This window comes from Streptomyces sp. NPDC015171, from assembly GCF_043079545.1.
In the GTDB taxonomy this organism is placed as follows: domain Bacteria; phylum Actinomycetota; class Actinomycetes; order Streptomycetales; family Streptomycetaceae; genus Streptomyces.
Genome location: NZ_JBIBUO010000013.1, coordinates 219,635 through 236,256 on the forward strand (window position 1 = coordinate 219,635; position 16,622 = coordinate 236,256).

At 73.0% G+C, this 16,622-nt stretch carries 18 protein-coding genes and 1 riboswitch; of the genes, 10 read left to right on the forward strand and 8 right to left on the reverse strand.

The genetic code is table 11. The features are described from left to right. Window positions 1-9: 9 nt before the first annotated feature. From ACF073_RS30840 to ACF073_RS30850, 3 genes are all read left to right on the forward strand, one after another. Window positions 10-639, forward strand: coding sequence for a TetR/AcrR family transcriptional regulator (locus ACF073_RS30840; protein ID WP_392074696.1), 630 nt, complete (start codon window positions 10-12; stop codon window positions 637-639). Between the two features lie 409 nt (window positions 640-1,048). After that, window positions 1,049-1,651 (forward strand): DUF4126 domain-containing protein, encoded by a 603-nt coding sequence (locus ACF073_RS30845; RefSeq protein ID WP_392074697.1) that lies wholly within the window; start codon window positions 1,049-1,051, stop codon window positions 1,649-1,651. Between the two features lie 58 nt (window positions 1,652-1,709). Then, complete coding sequence (locus ACF073_RS30850) at window positions 1,710-3,236, forward strand: phytoene desaturase family protein (RefSeq protein ID WP_392074698.1); 1,527 nt, start codon at window positions 1,710-1,712, stop codon at window positions 3,234-3,236. Window positions 3,237-3,287: 51 nt separating this feature from the next. Here ACF073_RS30850 and ACF073_RS30855 read toward each other — a convergent pair whose 3' ends face one another. The 6 genes from ACF073_RS30855 to ACF073_RS30880 form a co-directional block, all read right to left on the reverse strand. Further along, window positions 3,288-4,214, reverse strand: coding sequence for a hypothetical protein (locus ACF073_RS30855; protein ID WP_392074699.1), 927 nt, complete (start codon window positions 4,212-4,214; stop codon window positions 3,288-3,290). A gap of 56 nt (window positions 4,215-4,270) precedes the next feature. Continuing rightward, complete coding sequence (metF, locus tag ACF073_RS30860; protein WP_392074700.1) at window positions 4,271-5,194, reverse strand: methylenetetrahydrofolate reductase [NAD(P)H]; 924 nt, start codon at window positions 5,192-5,194, stop codon at window positions 4,271-4,273. A 165-nt stretch (window positions 5,195-5,359) separates the two neighbouring features. Continuing rightward, complete coding sequence (gene thiE, locus ACF073_RS30865) at window positions 5,360-6,007, reverse strand: thiamine phosphate synthase (RefSeq protein ID WP_392074701.1); 648 nt, start codon at window positions 6,005-6,007, stop codon at window positions 5,360-5,362. Window positions 6,008-6,099: 92 nt separating this feature from the next. Continuing rightward, window positions 6,100-6,465, reverse strand: a complete 366-nt coding sequence (locus ACF073_RS30870) for an Rv2175c family DNA-binding protein (RefSeq protein ID WP_392074702.1) — start codon at window positions 6,463-6,465, stop codon at window positions 6,100-6,102. A gap of 127 nt (window positions 6,466-6,592) precedes the next feature. After that, the gene (locus tag ACF073_RS30875) at window positions 6,593-7,825 is read right to left on the reverse strand and encodes an NAD(P)/FAD-dependent oxidoreductase (RefSeq protein WP_392074703.1); all 1,233 of its coding nucleotides are present in this window, start codon (window positions 7,823-7,825) and stop codon (window positions 6,593-6,595) included. A 32-nt stretch (window positions 7,826-7,857) separates the two neighbouring features. Then, complete coding sequence (locus ACF073_RS30880; RefSeq protein ID WP_392074704.1) at window positions 7,858-8,208, reverse strand: hypothetical protein; 351 nt, start codon at window positions 8,206-8,208, stop codon at window positions 7,858-7,860. A gap of 53 nt (window positions 8,209-8,261) precedes the next feature. After that, window positions 8,262-8,373, forward strand: a riboswitch (TPP riboswitch). On the opposite strand from ACF073_RS30880, the gene thiO reads away from it, so the two are divergent. From thiO to ACF073_RS30910, 6 genes are all read left to right on the forward strand, one after another. Continuing rightward, window positions 8,371-9,603 carry a glycine oxidase ThiO gene (thiO, locus tag ACF073_RS30885; protein WP_392074705.1) on the forward strand — a complete coding sequence of 411 codons (1,233 nt, stop codon included), beginning with the start codon at window positions 8,371-8,373 and terminating at the stop codon, window positions 9,601-9,603. Its footprint overlaps the riboswitch before it by 3 nt. Then, the gene (thiS, locus tag ACF073_RS30890; protein ID WP_392074706.1) at window positions 9,600-9,812 is read left to right on the forward strand and encodes a sulfur carrier protein ThiS; all 213 of its coding nucleotides are present in this window, start codon (window positions 9,600-9,602) and stop codon (window positions 9,810-9,812) included. Before thiO ends, thiS begins: the two co-directional genes overlap by 4 nt. Before the next feature lie 3 nt (window positions 9,813-9,815). Further along, window positions 9,816-10,610: a thiazole synthase gene (locus tag ACF073_RS30895; RefSeq protein WP_392074707.1), complete on the forward strand. Its 795-nt coding sequence runs from the start codon at window positions 9,816-9,818 to the stop codon at window positions 10,608-10,610. 757 nt (window positions 10,611-11,367) lie between these two features. Then, on the forward strand, window positions 11,368-13,308 hold the full coding sequence (gene pknB / locus ACF073_RS30900) for a Stk1 family PASTA domain-containing Ser/Thr kinase (protein ID WP_392074708.1): 1,941 nt from the start codon (window positions 11,368-11,370) through the stop codon (window positions 13,306-13,308). Between the two features lie 110 nt (window positions 13,309-13,418). Continuing rightward, window positions 13,419-14,306 carry a deoxyribonuclease IV gene (locus ACF073_RS30905; RefSeq protein ID WP_392074709.1) on the forward strand — a complete coding sequence of 296 codons (888 nt, stop codon included), beginning with the start codon at window positions 13,419-13,421 and terminating at the stop codon, window positions 14,304-14,306. Between the two features lie 67 nt (window positions 14,307-14,373). Beyond that, window positions 14,374-14,949 carry a DUF4396 domain-containing protein gene (locus ACF073_RS30910; RefSeq protein WP_392074760.1) on the forward strand — a complete coding sequence of 192 codons (576 nt, stop codon included), beginning with the start codon at window positions 14,374-14,376 and terminating at the stop codon, window positions 14,947-14,949. Window positions 14,950-14,977: 28 nt separating this feature from the next. Here ACF073_RS30910 and ACF073_RS30915 read toward each other — a convergent pair whose 3' ends face one another. After that, the gene (locus tag ACF073_RS30915; RefSeq protein WP_392074710.1) at window positions 14,978-15,610 is read right to left on the reverse strand and encodes a sulfite oxidase-like oxidoreductase; all 633 of its coding nucleotides are present in this window, start codon (window positions 15,608-15,610) and stop codon (window positions 14,978-14,980) included. 175 nt (window positions 15,611-15,785) lie between these two features. On the opposite strand from ACF073_RS30915, the gene bfr reads away from it, so the two are divergent. After that, on the forward strand, window positions 15,786-16,268 hold the full coding sequence (gene bfr / locus ACF073_RS30920) for a bacterioferritin (protein WP_392074711.1): 483 nt from the start codon (window positions 15,786-15,788) through the stop codon (window positions 16,266-16,268). Here bfr and ACF073_RS30925 read toward each other — a convergent pair. Further along, window positions 16,265-16,489, reverse strand: a complete 225-nt coding sequence (locus ACF073_RS30925; protein WP_392074712.1) for a bacterioferritin-associated ferredoxin — start codon at window positions 16,487-16,489, stop codon at window positions 16,265-16,267. The two genes, bfr and ACF073_RS30925, sit on opposite strands and share 4 nt — an antisense overlap. Between the last annotated feature and the right edge of the window lie 133 nt (window positions 16,490-16,622).

Here is a 16,622-nt window from a genome sequence, read left to right on the forward strand (position 1 = left end):
ATCGGGGCCATGGAAAGCAGCAGCGCCAGGTCAGGCGGCAGCACGCGCCGCGAGGCCACCCGGCAGAAGCTCTACGAGGCGGCCGTCACGCTCATCGCCGAGCAGGGCTTCTCCGCGACCACGGTGGACGAGATCGCCGAGCGGGCCGGGGTCGCGAAGGGCACGGTCTACTACAACTTCGCGAGCAAGTCCGTTCTCTTCGAGGAGCTGCTGAGGCACGGTGTCGGCCTGCTCACCGCCTCCCTGAAGGAGGCCGCCGACGGGACGGCCCGCGCGGGCGGCGGCAAGGTGGACGCGCTGGACGCGATGATCCGCGCCGGCCTGGTCTTCATCGACCGCTACCCGGCCTTCACCCAGCTGTACGTCGCCGAGCTGTGGCGCACCAACCGGGCCTGGCAGTCCACCCTGATGGTGGTGCGTCAGGAGGCGGTCGCGGTGGTGGAGGGGGTGCTGCGCGAGGGCGTGGCGGCCGGCGAGTTCAACGACGAGATCGATGTCCAGCTGACGGCGGCGGCGCTGGTCGGCATGGTCCTGGTGGCGGCGCTCGACTGGAAGGCCTTCCAGCCGGAGCGGTCCCTCGACGATGTGCACGCGGCCCTGTCCCGGCTGCTCCAGGGGCGGGTCAGCGGCAGGGTCTGAGCGCCCCGGGCACCCCGCGGGCACACGAGGAGGGCGCCGGTCCGTCCCAGGACCGGCGCCCTCCCCTTTCCCCGTGTTCCCCCGAGGTTCCCCGTGTATCCCCGTACTTCCGTCCCGCACTCCCCCATACGGGTTCTCCCCCGTGCGGACCCCCGTGGTGGTCGTTCCCCGAGGCCCCCCGTTCTCGCTTCCGCCGACGGATCGGCGGAAGGAGCGGCGGTGGCGGGCGCTGTTCCGCCGCCCCGTGCCGGCGGTACCGCGCCACGCCCCCTGCCGTGCCTCCACTCTCTCGTCCCGGCGGCCCGGCGCCCATCCGCGCGGATACTCATCTGGCCGTCTGAGTACGCGTACTCAGCCGTACGCGCGCGTGCCCACGACGCGGGCCGCCCGGCTGGCTACGATCGCGTCCGTGTCCGTACTCCCTCTCGTCTTCACCAGCGGCTGGGCCAGCGGCATCAACGCCTACGCGGTGGTGCTGCTGCTCGGCCTGTTCGGCGCGACAGGGGTGAGCGACGACATTCCGCAGACGTTGCAGCGCCCCGAGGTGCTGATCGCCGCGAGTGTGCTGTTCCTGTGCGAGGCCGTCGCCGACAAGATTCCCTACGTCGACTCGCTGTGGGACTCCGCGCACACGGTGGTCCGTCCGCTCGCCGGCGCCTGGGTGGGGGCGCTGCTCGCCGGGCAGAGCGGCTCGCTCTCCGATGTGGCGGCCGGGCTGATCGGCGGTTCGACGGCGCTGGCCAGCCACACCGTCAAGGCCGGGACGCGGATGGCGGTGAACACCTCGCCCGAGCCGTTCAGCAACTTCGTGCTGAGCTTCGCCGAGGACCTCGGGGTCGGGGGCATCGTCTCGTTCGCCATGTTCCATCCGGAGGCGGCGGCGATCATCGCGGCCGTCCTGCTGGCCGGCGGGCTGCTGGCCCTGCTGTTCCTCGTCTCGCGCATCCGGCGCTTCCTGCGCCGCCGGGCGCAGCGCCGCGAGGAGCGGCGCCTGGCCTCCCGGTCCCCCTGAGCGGCGCCGGGGCCGCCCGGCGGCCGGATTGTCGGTGGCGGTCGATAAAGTCGCGGTCATGGCACGGATTGCGGTGATCGGCGCCGGGATGGGCGCGATGGCGGCCGCCGCCCGGCTGGCCGTCGCGGGCCACCGGGTGGTGGTGTACGAGCGTACGGAGACGTACGGCGGCGCGGTGCGCCGGTTCGAGCGGGACGGATTCCGCTTCGACACCGGCCCGGGCCTGCTGACGCTGCCCGCCGTCTACCGCGACCTGTTCGTCAAGACCGGCAAGGAGCCGCTGGAGGACTGCGTCGAGCTGGTCCAGGTCGACCCGTCGTCGCGGCACGTCTTCGCGGACGGCAGCGAGGTGTCCCTGCCGAACGCCTCGCGCGCGGGTGTCGTCGCGGCCCTTGACGAGGCGCTGGGCGCGGGTGCGGGCGAGCGCTGGGGCGACTTCCTGGTGCGGGCCCGCGAGGCCTGGGACCGCACCCGCCGGCCGCTGCTTGAGGAGCCGCTGTGGCCCAACTGGCAGGTGGTCGCCGAGAAGGAGCCGTATCCCTCGGTCCCGCACAAGCGGCTGCTGCGCACGCGCCGGGCGCGGACACCGGCGGAGATCGCCTCCTGGGAGCTGCGCGACGCGCGCCTGGCGGCCCTCCTGGAGAGTCATGTGCTCGGGTACGGCCTCGATCCCCGGACGGCGCCGGCGAGCGCGGCCGTGCTGCCGTACATGGAGCACGCCTTCGGCACCTGGTACGTCCGCGGCGGCATCCGGGAGCTCGCGCGCGCGGTGTACGAGCGGTGTCTGCGGCGGCGGGTGGAGTTCGTCTTCGGCACCGAGGTCACCGGGATCGTGGAGAAGGACGGCCGGGCCGCCGGGGTGGAGCTGGCCGGGGGCGCCTCCGGGGAGAGAACGGTGGCGGAGGCCGACCATGTCGTGGCGGACGTGGACCCGGCGCGGCTGCGCGCCCTGACGGAGCGTCCGCTGGACACCGAGGGTGATGTGCGGGCCGATCCGGGCGCCGCCCGGGCCGCCCGGTTCACGCTGCTGCTCGCCCTGCGCGGCGCACGCGAGCCCGGGGCCGCGCACCGCACCGTGGTGCACCCCCCGGCGCCCGAGTCGGAGCTGGACTTCCTGGCCTCGCCGGGCGGCGACCTGCCCCCGACCCCGACGGTGACGGTGCTGCGCCCCGACGACCCCGCGCTGCGGCCCGACGACGGGCACGAGTCCGCGGTGCTGTCCGCCGTGGTACCCGTCGACGCCGCCTGGGACGACGAGCGCACGGTCGGGCGGTACACGGAGCTGCTTCTCGAAGCCGCCGGGCCCGCGCTGCCGGGTCTGCGCGAGCGCCTGCTGTGGCACGAGGTGCGGGCGCCCGGGCACACCGGGGCCGAGACGGGCGCCCCGGCGGGGGCCGTGCCGGCGCCCTCGCTCGCCGCCGGCCAGGGGCGGTTCCTGCATCCGGCGAACACCACGCGGCTGCCCGGTCTGTACCGGGTGGGCGGCTGGTCCCACCCGGGCGGCGGCCTCCCGCACGCCGGTATGTCGGGGGCGCTGGTGGCCGGACTGATCGTGGAGGGACCGGAGTTCCGCGGCTCGCAGTGAGCGGGCCCGCGCGAGGAGCGGTACGAGCGGACTTCCTGGGGCCCGGGGGCCTCAGAAGCGGTACTGCTCGTCGTACCCGGCACCGGGCTGCGGCTGCTGCCCGCCCTGCTGGTGCGGGTAGGGCTGCTCCTGCGGGAGTTCGCCGCCGTAGGTCTCGTCGGTGCGCTGCTGCGGCACCCACACCCCGCCGGCCGGGGTCTCGCCGTAGCCGCCGCCGGCGTACGGGTCCTGGGTGTAGCCCTGCTGCTGGCCGTACTGCTGGCCGTAGCCCTGCTCGTAGGTGCCGTAGGACTGGCTGCCGATGTACGGGTCGGAGTAGTTGGCGTAGCCCTGCTGCTGGCCCGCGCTGTCGTAGCCGTAGCCCTGCTGGCCGTAGCCGGAGTAGTCGTAGGCGTAGCTCTGCTGGGCGGCGGGCGCGGGGGCCTGGTCGCCGTAGACGCCGTAGTTGCCGGTGTCGTCGGGGAGGGGCAGCGGCTCGTAGACGGCGGTCGACTCGGCGGCCGTGGGCTCGGGCGCCGTGCGGGAGGCGGCCGGGGTGAAGACGTCGTCGCGGTCGTAGTCGTCGTAGTCGCCCTGCGCCCGGCCGTGGCCGAGTGCGTCATGGCCGGTGGCCGCGGACTCCGGGCCGGGGGCGGCGAACTCCGGGTCGGCGTCCTGGAGGTCGGGCTCGTGCCGGTCCGCCCTGCCGCGGCGGCGCTTGCTGGCGCCGGCCGCCTCGGAGTCGGGCCGCTTGACCGCCCAGCCGGCGGCGAAGCCGCGGCGGAACGACAGCGTCACATAGGTCTGGCCGACCGCGAAGGCGATCGCGCCCAGACCGATGACGATGACGGAGGGCATCAGCACGCCCAGCACGACGCCGACGAAGCCGCTGAAGGCGAGCAGCCGCCAGCGCAGCCGCGCCTTGTACTGCAGCAGTACCTCGCCCAGCAACCACAGCGCGACGACGCCGAACGCGATGTAGAGGACCGTCCAGCCCATGTACGCCCCTCTCCCAGTGACCGCTACGCAGTGTGTCGTACCGCGGTGCGGCCGGTCTAGGCCTGCGGGGGGTGGTGCAGGCCCAGGTTCTCGTAGATTTCCAGAGTCGCCGTGGAGTTGTTCAGCGTGATGAAGTGCAGTCCGGGCACTCCCTCGGCGAGCAGCCGAGCGCAGAACTCCGTGGCGAAGTCGATACCGATGGAGCGTACCGCCGCCGGATCGTCCTTCGCTGCGAGGATCCGCTCTTTCAGGGCGTCCGGGAAGCGGGCGTTGCTGAGCGTGGGCAGCCGTTCCAGCATCTTCACGCTGGTGACCGGCAGGACCTCGGGGATCACCGGAGTGTCACAGCCCGCCGCCGCCACGCGGTCGCGCAGCCGCAGATACGACTCCGGCTGGAAGAACATCTGTGTGATGGCGTAGTCGGCGCCCGCGCGGCACTTGTCCACGAAGTGGGCCACGTCGGTGTCCCAGTCCGCGGAGCGCGGGTGCATCTCCGGGAACGCGGCGACGCCCACGCAGAAGTCCCCCGACTCCTTGATGAGCCGGACGAGATCGGCGGCGTAGGCCAGGCCCCGGGGGTGCGCCACCCACTCGCCCATGGGGTCGCCGGGCGGGTCGCCGCGCACGGCGAGCATGTTGCGGATGCCGGCGTCGGCGTACTGGCCGATGATGTTGCGCAGTTCGGCGACGGAGTGGTCGACCGCGGTGAGGTGGGCGACCGGCGTCAGCGTGGTGTCCGCGACGATCTGCTGGGTCTCCTTGACCGTGCCCGCGCGGGTGGAACCGCCGGCGCCGTAGGTCACCGAGACGAAGTCGGGAGCGACCGCCTCGACCCGGCGGAGCGCGCTCCACAGGTTCCGCTCGCCCTTGGGGGTCTTCGGCGCGGAGAACTCGAACGAGTACGTCGTCTTGCCGGCGGCGAGCATGTCGCGCACGGTGCGTGCGCGATCAGTCCTGGTCGATGCGGTTCCGAGGGCCATACCCGCAGGTTAGCCAGGGGCGGGCGGTCCCCCAACCACACACCGGAAATTTGCCCGAATTGTCGACTTCCTGTCCGCCCTTTGGACAGAACCGCCGAACCGGAACCACTGAACGGAACTCACTGGACAGAACCACTGGCCGGAACCATCGGACGGAAGCAGGGGCTAACCCTGCCGCAGGCGCTTGGCGAACTCCGCCGCCGCCGCTCCGGGGTCGTCCGCCTCGGTGATCGCGCGGACCACGACCACCCGGCGGGCGCCCGCGTCCAGCACCTGGTCCAGGTTGCCGAGATCGATGCCGCCGATGGCGAACCAGGGGCGGTCGGTGCCCAGGGCCGCCGTGTGGCGGACCAGGTCGAGGCCGGGGGCGTGGCGGCCGGGCTTGGTGGGGGTGGGCCAGCAGGGTCCGGTGCAGAAGTAGTCCACGCCCTCCTGGACGGCGGCGGCGGATGCCTCCGCCTCGGCGTGCGTGGAGCGGCCGATCAGCACCCCGTCGCCGAGGATCGCGCGGGCCGCGGGGACCGGCAGGTCGCCCTGGCCGAGGTGCAGCACATCGGCGCGCGCGGCGTGGGCGACGTCGGCCCGGTCGTTGACCGCGAGCAGCTTGCCGTGCCGGGCGCAGGCGTCCGCGAACACGGCGAGGTGCTCCAGCTCCTCGGCGGCCTCCATGCCCTTGTCGCGCAGCTGCACGATGTCGACACCGCCGGCCAGGACCGCGTCGAGGAACTCGGGCAGGTCGCCCTGGCGCTCGCGGGCGTCCGTGCAGAGGTACAGGCGGGCGCCGGCCAGCGCGGCGCGGGCGGTGTCGGACATGCGTGGGTCCCCCCGTGGTCGGTGTCCCTGGTGGTTGCTGACGGCGGTGTGCGGGCGTCCGGCCCGCACACCGCCTGCTGCTGCGGGTCGGCTCAGACGGCGAGCGCCTGGGCGCGGCGCTTCACCTCCGTGCCGCGATTCTCGCTCAGCGCCTGCGCGGGGGTGCCGGGCAGGGTCGGGTCCGGGGTGAAGAGCCACTCGATCATCTCTTCGTCCGTGAAGCCGTCGTCCCGCAGGAGCGTCAGGGTCCCGGTCAGGCCCTTGACGACCTTGTCCCCGTCGACGAAGGCGGCGGGGACGTGCAGCGCCCGGTTCTCACCTCGGCGTACGGCGATGAGCTGGCCCTCCTTGACCAGCTGCCGCACACGCGTCACCTCGACGCCGAACTGTTCGGCGATGTCGGGGAGGGTGAGCCAGGCAGGGACGAGAGCATCGATCTTTGCGTCAATCTCGGTCACGGAAACTAGCCTAGGCGCTCCGCCGGTCCGGCCGCGATGCACCGGCGCCCGTCTGCGGGTCCGGCGCCCCCCGTGAGGCCGTCGTGGCTGGTCACGCGGCCCCCGCGGCCCGGCCACCGGCCGCCGATCAGCCTACCGTGGCGTCCTTCAGCGGCCGGGCCGGGTCGGACAGGGCCCCCGCGTCCATCCGGCGGCCGGCCTCGATCAGCCGTCTGCCCTGGGCCAGGTCGCGCGGCCGGCCCACCGCCAGCAGGGCCACCAGGCGGTCCTCGCGCAGCCAGCACACCGTCCAGGACGGGCCCTCCGGCTCGCCCCGCCACACCAGGCGGTCGGCCGCCGCGTGGTGGCCCGCGTACTGCACGAACCGGCCGAACTGCTCGGACCAGAAGTACGGCACCGGGTCGTAGACCGCCGCCGTCTCGCCCAGGATGTTCGCGGCGACCGTGCGCGGGCCCTGGAGGGCGTTGTCCCAGTGGTGGACGAGGAGCCGCTCGCCGTAGCGGGCCGAGGGGAAGGAGGCGCAGTCGCCGACGGCGTACACGTCCGGCAGGGAGGTGCGCAGGCGGGCGTCCGCGAGCACCTCGCCGTGCGCGCCCAGCTCGACGCCGGAGCCCGCGAGCCAGGCGGTGGCGGGGCGGGCGCCGATACCGACGACGACGGCGCCCGCGGGCAGCCGGGTGCCGTCGGCCAGCACCACGGCGCCGGGCTCGACGCGCTCCACGCGCGCGTGGGTGCGCAGTTCCGTACCGCTGTCGGCGTACCAGGCGGCCATGGGCGCGGCGACCTCGGCGGGCAGCGCGCCGGCGAGCGGCCGGCCGGCCGCCTCCACGACGGTCACCGCGCAGCCGGCCTCGCGGGCCGCGGTGGCGAACTCGGCGCCGATCCAGCCGGCGCCCACGACCACGATGTCGTGCTGCCGGGCGAGCACGGGCCGCAGCCGTTCGGCGTCGTCCAGGGTGCGCAGCAGATGCACCCCGGGCACGCCCTCGGTGCCGGGCAGGGTGATCGGTTCGGCGCCGGTGGCCAGGACCAGGACGTCGTACGGCACCGGGCCCGACTCGGTGTCCAGCTCGTGCTCTGCGGGGCGCACGCCGTGCACCTCGCAGCCGAGCCGCAGCTCGACCCCGAGGACCTCGAAGTCCACGTCGAAGGCGGAGTCCTCGGCCTTGCCGAGCAGGACGGCCTTCGACAGCGGCGGCCGGTCGTACGGCTGGTGCGGCTCGGCGCCGATGACGCTCACGCCGCCCCGGAAGCCCTGTTCCCGCAGGGCGACCGCGGTCTGCACGCCGGCCATGCCCGCGCCGACGACGACCACGCGCCGCCCCGGTGCCGTGCCCTCTTGCGCTGTCTGCTCGCTCACTCGATCACCATAGACAATTGACGATCTGTCAGTCAGGGGGCGTGCTCGGTGACCTGCTCCACGACGCTGGTGCCCGAGCCCGTGCCGGACTCCCACTCCCAGGTCTCCTCCAGCCGCACCCGCCCGTCCGGCAGCTCCACGACCGCGGACACGCAGTGCCCCGAGGCGGTCGTCCCGTCGGTCTTCAGCTGGACGTACCGGAAGTCGAGCCGGTCGCCCTCGCGGGTGCCGACCAGGTGGCCCCGTACGACGTCGCCGCCGGCGTACTCGGCCCAGATCCGGCCGTCCTTCTCGTGGTACGCGAACCGGGTGCGCGTACCCACCTGACCTGGGGCTTGGTCCGCCACGGGGGCGAGGGTGAGTCCGTCGAGCGACCTGGCCATGGGGCGGGGCTCCCTTACGAGCGGGGCGGGCGGAGGGCTAGGGTGGCCACCGTACAAGCACTCGCGGGAGCCCGGACGCACCGGGCTGAGAGGGAGGCTGGCGGCCTCCGACCGTACGAACCTGATCCGGGTCATGCCGGCGAAGGGAGGGGCTGAACGCCCATGTCGTCACGTACCTCCGACGTCCTCGTCATCGGGGGCGGAATCATCGGTCTGGTCACGGCCTGGCGCGCGGCGCAGCGCGGGCTCGGCACGGCTGTGGTGGATCCCACGCCGGGCGGCGGGGCCGCGCAGGTCGCGGCCGGGATGCTGGCCGCGGTCACGGAGCTGCACTACGGCGAGGAGAGGCTGCTCGCCCTGAACCTGGAGTCGGCCCGCCGCTATCCGGAGTTCGCGGCCGAGCTGACCGAGCTGACCGGCCACGACCTCGGCTACCGCCGCTGCGGCACGCTCGCCGTCGCGCTGGACGCCGACGACCGCGCCCATCTGCGCGAACTGCACGCGCTCCAGCAGCGCTCGGGGCTGGCTTCGGAGTGGCTGTCCGGGCGGGAGTGCCGGCGCCTCGAACCCATGCTCGCGCCGGGGGTGCGCGGCGGGCTGCGGGTCGACGGCGACCACCAGATCGACCCGCGCCGGCTCGCGGCGGCCCTGGTGGCCGCGTGCGAGCGGGCCGGTGTGGTGTTCCACCACGCCTGGGCGGAGCGGCTCGATGTGGCGGCGGGCCGGGCCGTCGGGGTCACCACGGCGGACGGCACCGGGCTGCGCGCGGCGCAGGTGGTGCTCGCGGCCGGCAGCCTGAGCGGGCGCCTGGCGGGCGTGCCGGACGAGCTGCTGCCTCCGGTGCGGCCGGTCAAGGGGCAGGTGCTGCGGCTGACCGTGCCGCGCCGGTACGCGCCGTTCTTGAGCCGGACCGTGCGGGCCGTGGTGCGCGGCAGCCATGTCTATCTGGTGCCCCGGGAGAACGGCGAACTGGTCGTCGGCGCCACCAGCGAGGAGCTGGGCTGGGACACGACGGTCACGGCCGGCGGTGTGTACGAGCTGCTGCGGGACGCCCATGAGCTGGTGCCCGGCATCACCGAGCTGCCGCTCACCGAGACCCGGGCCGGTCTGCGTCCCGGTTCCCCCGACAACGCGCCGCTGCTCGGGCCGTCCGGTCTTCCCGGGCTGGTGCTGGCCACCGGGCACTACCGCAACGGGGTGCTGCTCACGCCGGTCACCGGGGACGTGCTGGCGGATGTCCTGGCCACCGGGGACCTCCCGGAGGCGGCACGCCCGTTCACCCCGTTGCGGTTCGGCGCCGCGCCCCCGGACGGGACGCCCGACACCTCCGATTTCTCGGATTCCTCCGAGACCTCCCAGACCTCCGAGACGGACAAGCTGGAGCAGCACGCATGAACATGTCCCTGACCATCTCGGTCAACGGTGAACCCCGTCAGGTGGTGCCCGGCACCGCGCTGGACGCGCTGGTGGAGACGCTCACCGCGGCGCCGCGCGGGGTGGCCGCCGCCGTCAACGAGACCGTCGTCCCGCGCACGCGGTGGGCGACGACCGCCCTCGCCGAGGGCGACCGGGTCGAAGTCCTCACCGCCGTACAGGGAGGCTGAACCATGGCCGACGATCCCCTGGTCCTCGGTGGACTGACCTTCTCCTCCCGGCTGATCATGGGCACGGGCGGGGCGCCGAGCCTGGAGGTGCTGGAGCGGGCCCTGGTCACCTCGGGTACGGAGCTGACGACCGTCGCCATGCGCCGGGTGGACCCCTCCGTGCACGGTTCGGTGCTCTCGGTGCTGGAGAAGCTGGGCATCCGGGTGCTGCCGAACACGGCCGGCTGTTTCACCGCGGGTGAGGCCGTGCTGACCGCACGGCTGGCGCGGGAGGCGCTGGGTACGGACCTGGTCAAGCTGGAGGTCATCGCCGACGAGCGGACGCTGCTGCCGGATCCGGTGGAGACGCTGGAGGCTGCGGAGACGCTGGTCGACGACGGGTTCACGGTGCTGCCGTACACGAACGACGATCCCGTGCTCGCGCGGAAGCTGGAGGATGTCGGGTGTGCGGCGGTGATGCCGCTCGGTTCGCCGATCGGCTCCGGGCTCGGGATCCGCAATCCGCACAACTTCCAGTTGATCGTGGAGCACGCGCGCGTGCCGGTGATTCTGGACGCGGGGGCCGGTACGGCGTCCGACGCGGCGCTGGCGATGGAGCTGGGGTGTGCGGGGGTGATGCTCGCCTCCGCGGTGACGCGGGCGCAGGAGCCGGAGCTGATGGCTGCCGCGATGAGGCATGCCGTGGAGGGGGGCCGGCTGGCCCGGCTGGCGGGGCGGATTCCGCGTAGGTACCTCGCGGAGGCGTCGTCTCCTGCGGAGGGCCTGGCCGTGCTGGATCCCGAGCGCCCCGCGTTCTGACCGTCCGCTGCGGCTGGCCTGCCCGTCCTTCCCCACCCACGCACCGCCCGTCACCGCCGGCCGGAGGGCGGGACTTTCCCGTGGAACAACCGCGCCGCCGGCGGCCTCCGGTCCGTGGCGGGGGGGGCGGGAGGTGCGCAGGCGGGGCGGCCGGAGCGCAGGTGCGCCGCGGACGGGCCCAGGAGGGCCCTTCCCGGAACACCTCGACCGCCGGCCGCCGCCGGGCACAGACGCGGCGTCGCCTCTGGCAGTGGAACACGGGCACGTCGTGGAGAGGCACCGACAAGCCCTCCCGGGGCCACCGCCGCCGGTCGCCGCCGCCGGGCACAGGTGACGCCTCGCCCGGCGGCGGAACGCGGGCACGTCGCGGAGAGACGCCGACAAACCCTCCCAGGGCCACCGCCGCCGGTCGCCGCCGCCGGACACAGGTGGGGCCTCGCCCGGCGGCGGAACGCGGGCACGTCGTGGAGAGGCGGGGCAAGCCCTCCCGGGGCCACCGCCGCCGGTCGCCGCCGCCGGGCACAGGTGGGGCCTCGCCCGGCGGCGGAACGCGGGCACGTCGCGGAGAGGCGAGGACAAGCCCTCCCGGGGCGGGGTGTGGAGGTGTCGGGGGGCGGTGGCCGTGGGGTTTTCGGGGGTGGGCGGCTCGGCGGGTGTTCTTCGTCGGCGTGGGAAGCGTCACAGGTCGGCTTCAGTCGGGCTCCGATGCCGGTGGGCGGGGCGGTGCTGTCGGTCGGCCCTCGTAGACTCGCCTCTCGTGGATACGACCCTTCAGGACCCCCTCGTCGGGCAGGTGCTCGACGGCCGGTACCGCGTCGACGCGCGGATCGCGGCGGGTGGGATGGCCACGGTCTACCGGGCCCTGGACACCCGCCTCGACCGCGTTCTCGCGCTGAAGGTGATGCACCCGGCGCTCGCGGTCGACGGGACCTTCGTCGAGCGGTTCATCCGGGAGGCCAAGTCCGTCGCCCGGCTCGACCACCCCAACGTGGTGCAGGTCTTCGACCAGGGGACCGACGGGTCGTACGTCTACCTGGCGATGGAGTACATCGCCGGATGCACCCTGCGGGACGTGCTGCGGGAACGGGGTGCCGTGCAGCCCCGGGCCGCGCTGGACATCCTGGAGCCGGTGCTCGCCGCGCTGGGTGCCGCGCACCGGGCCGGGTTCGTGCACCGGGACATGAAGCCGGAGAACGTGCTCATAGGCGACGACGGCCGGGTCAAGGTCGCCGACTTCGGTCTGGTGCGCTCGGTGGACACGGTCACCAGCACGACGGGCTCCGTCCTCGGCACCGTCTCGTATCTCGCGCCCGAGCAGATAGAGCAGGGCACCACGGACCCGCGCGTCGACGTGTACGCGTGCGGCGTGGTCCTGTACGAGATGCTGACCGGCACGAAGCCGCACTCCGGGGACTCCCCGGCGCAGGTGCTCTACAAGCACATCCACGAGGACGTACCGCCGCCTTCGGCACTCGTGCCCGGGCTGCCGTACGCGCTGGACCAGCTGGTCGCGTCGGCCGCCGCCCGCACCCCGGACGTCCGGCCGCACGACGCCGTGGCGCTCCTCGCGCAGGTCCGCGAGGCCCGCTCGGCGCTGACCGACGAGCAGCTGGACACGCTGCCGCCGCAGGCGCTGACCGCGGGCCACGACAACGCCGAGGACCGGACGAGCGTGATCCCGCGCGCGCTGACCGTGCCCCGGCCGCTGCCCGTCGACGAGGACGCGCTCGACGAGGGCGCGGCCGACGGCATCGACCGCACCGCCCGCTTCCAGAGCCCGCCCGTACCGCCCCGCCGCAGGCGCCCCGCGCGGCCCTCGCGCGCGGTGCTGGCGCTGATCGCGGCCGTCCTGGTGGTGTTCGGCGTGGGCGCCGGGGTCTGGTACATCAACTCGGGCCAGTTCACCAAGGTGCCGCCGCTGCTGGCGAAGACCGAGACGCAGGCGAGGGAGCGGCTGACGTCGGCCGGGCTCGACGTCGGCCAGGTCAAGCGCGCCTACAGCGACGCCTTCGAGCGCGGCACGGTGATCGGCAGCGACCCGGCGCCCGGCGCGCGGATCCGCGACCACGACTCGGTGACACTGACCGTGTCGCTGGGCCCGGAGACGGTGAACGTGCCGGACGTGAAGGGGCAGTCCCTGGCGAAGGCCCGGGCGCGGCTGAAGGCGGACGGCCTGGCGCCGGGCATGGTCACCCGCGCGTTCGACGACGACGTCCCCCGGGGCTCGGTGATCCGTACGACCCCGGACGCGGGCACCAAGCGGCACGCGGGCTCGGCGATCGCGCTGGTCGTCAGCAAGGGCAGCCCGATCGACATGCCGGACGTCACCGGCGACGACCTGGACAGCGCCAAGGAGGAGCTGACCGACGCCGGCCTGAAGGTGAAGGTCGCCCAGGGGCGGGTCAACTCGGAGTACGACAAGGGCAAGGTCGCCGCGCAGAGCCCGAAGGAGGGCGCCGAGGCCGCCGAGGGCGACACGGTGACGCTGACGCTGTCCAAGGGCCCCGAGATGGTCGAGGTCCCGGACGTGGTCGGCGACAGCGTGGACGAGGCGCACGACGCCCTGGAGGGCGCGGGCTTCGAGGTGGACGAGGACCGCGGCCTGCTCGGGCTGTTCGGCGACACCGTGAAGAAGCAGTCGGTGGAGGGCGGCGAGACGGCGCCCAAGGGGTCGACGGTCACCATCACCATCCGGTGAGCGCGGCGAGCCCCGCCGGCTCGGCGGGCTCGGTGGACGCGGAGCGCCTGGTGAGCGGGGTCACCGGGGACCGTGGTCCGGGTGCGGGGCGGGCATGACACCCTGAACGGGTGAGTCCCGATCAGTCCTCCCTCCCCCGCAATCCCGTCGGCGGCCATGTGCCCGTGGCCGGCGGCCTGCACTCCGTCGGGCTGTCCTACGCCCGTGAGCTGAAGGCGGAGACCGTGCAGGTCTTCGTCGCCAACCCGCGCGGCTGGGCCACGCCCGCCGGGAACCCGCGCCAGGACGAGGCGTTCCGCGCGGCGTGCGCCGAGGAGTCGGTGCCGGCGTATGTCCACGCCCCGTATCTGATCAACTTCGGTTCGCACACCGAGGCCACCGTGGAGCGCTCGGTGGAGTCGCTCAGGCACTCGCTGCGGCGCGGGCGGGAGATCGGCGCGCTGGGCGTGGTGGTGCACACCGGGAGCGCGACCGGCGGACGGGCCCGCGAGGTGGCGCTGAAGCAGGTACGTACGCACATGCTGCCGCTGCTGGACGAGCTGACCCACGACGACGACCCGTTCCTGCTGCTGGAGTCGACCGCCGGGCAGGGCGCCTCGCTGTGCTCGCGGACCTGGGACTTCGGACCGTACTTCGAGGCGCTGGACGCCCATCCGAAGCTGGGCGTGTGCCTGGACACCTGCCACATCTTCGCCGCCGGGCACGATCTGACCGGGCCGAGCGGTATGCATCAGACCCTCGATCTGCTGGTGGACACCGTGGGGGCGGGCCGGCTCAAGCTGATCCACGCCAACGACTCCAAGGACGTGGTGGGCGCGCACAAGGACCGGCACGAGAACATCGGCGCCGGCCACATCGGCGAGGATCCGTTCCGGGCGCTGATGAACCACCCCGCGACCAAGGGCGTCCCGCTGGTCATCGAGACGCCGGGCGGCAAGGAAGGGCATGCGGCGGACGTGGAGCGGCTGAAGAGACTGCGCGACGGACAACCCCTTTAAGGAATACCCCTGGGGGGTATACGGTTCCTGCTGGGCGCAGGAACCGTCGTCCGACATGGGGGTAGTCATGCAGCACGAGGCCCACACGGGGCACACAGAGCACACAGAGCACGCGGACCACACAGCGCACGCGGACCACAGGCACCAAACGCACCACACGCATCACCGAGCACACCAGCCCGAGGCACACGCGCATCACCACGCATCCGCCGCCACCTGGCCCATGGCCGCCCAGGCCACCCTGCACTGCCTCACCGGCTGCGCCATCGGCGAGGTGCTCGGCATGGTCGTCGGCACGGCGTTCGGGTGGGGGAACCTGCCGACGATGGTCATGGCGATCGTCCTGGCCTTCTTCTTCGGCTACTCGCTCACCCTGCGCGGAGTGCTGAAGGCGGGCGTCGGCTTCCGTACCGCCTTCCGGGTGGCACTGGCGGCGGACACCCTGTCCATCGCCGTGATGGAGCTGATCGACAACGGGGTGATCCTGGTCTGGCCGTCCGCGCGGGACGCCATGCTGGGCGACGCGCTGTTCTGGATCTCGCTCGCGGTCTCGTTCGTGATCGCCTTCGCGGTGACCACGCCGGTCAACAAGGTGATGATCGGCCGGGGCAAGGGGCACGCGGTGGTGCACCAGTACCACTGAGCGGGCCGGGAGCCGGACCCGCCGGGAGTCAGAGCTCGGGGCCGTCCCCGGGCTCCTCCTGGTAGGAGTAGCGCTGTTCCTTCCAGGGGTCGCCGATGTTGTGATAGCCGCGCTCCTCCCAGAAGCCGCGGCGGTCGGCGGTCATGTACTCCACGCCCCGGACCCATTTGGGGCCCTTCCAGGCGTACAGATGGGGCACGATCAGGCGGACCGGGAAGCCGTGCTCGGCGGTGAGGAGTTCGCCGTCCTTGTGGGTGGCGAAGATCGTGCGGTCGGAGGCGAAGTCCGACAGCCGCAGGTTCGAGCTGAAGCCGTACTCCGCCCAGACCATCACATGGGTGACATCCGGCGCCGGCGGGGCGAGGTCCAGGAGCGCGCGGGCCGGGGCGCCGCCCCACTCGGCGCCGATCATGCTGAACTTCGTCACGCAGTGCAGATCGGCCACCACGGTGGCGTACGGCAGGGCCGTGAACTCCTCATGGCTCCAGGTGTGCTTGTCACCGTCGGCGGTGGCGCCGAAGACCCGGAAGTCCCAGCGCTCGGGCCGGAACTTGGGGACGGGGCCGTAGTGCGTGAGCGGCCAGCCGCGCTGGAGCCGCTGCCCCGGCGGAAGCTCGGACTCTGCGACTGCCCCAGACTCTCGCTCCACCGGATGACCCATGTATCCATCCTGACAGACCTCGGCGGTGCCCTTGACCACCAACCGACGAAACGGACAACTGCCAACAACTCAGCACTTACTTACTAAGTGCACACTTACTGGACGATCTCTCTCGCCGGTGCAATCATGCCGCCGCGTACCTCCCCCGTCCCTCCGTGTGGAAGGAGCCGCTGCGATGCAGGGCGATCCCGAGATCATCGAGTTCCTGAACGAGCAGCTCACCGGTGAGCTGACCGCGATCAACCAGTACTTCCTGCACGCGAAGATGCAGGAGAACCTCGGCTGGTACAAGCTCGCGAAGTACACCCGGCGCGAGTCGTTCGACGAGATGAAGCACGCCGAGGTGCTCACCGACCGCATCCTGTTCCTGGACGGGCTGCCGAACTACCAGCGGCTGTTCCACGTGCGCGTGGGGCAGACCGTACGGGAGATGTTCGAGGCGGACCGGCAGGTCGAGGTGGAGGCGATCGACCGCCTCAAGCGGGGCATCAAGGTGATGCGCGAGAAGGGCGACATCACGTCCGCGAACATCTTCGAGGACATCCTCGCCGACGAGGAGCACCACATCGACTATCTCGACACCCAGCTCGACCTGGTGGAGAAGCTCGGCGAGGCGCTCTACATCGCGCAGCTCATCGAGCAGCCGGAAGAGAGCTAGGCGGCCTCGTCCAGCGAGGTCAGCACCGGCCTGCCCTGCTCGGCCAGCTCACGGCGGGGGCAGGCGCCCCGGCCGAGGAGGGACTGGATCCGGCGTACGCACGAGCCGCAGTCGGTCCCGGCCTTGCTGGCGGAGGCGATCTGGCGCGGGGTGCAGGCGCCGTTCTCCGCGTGCTCCTTGACCTGGGCCTCGGTGATACCGAAGCAGCTGCACACGTACACGCGGATTCACCTCCCGACGGGGATCACTGACTGCTGCCGTCCCGCTTTCCGGTGAGGCAAACCTAACCTTACCCATCCCGTGGCGCCCGCGACAGTGGCAGGGGCGCGGATCCGGTGTGATCCGCGCCCCAGG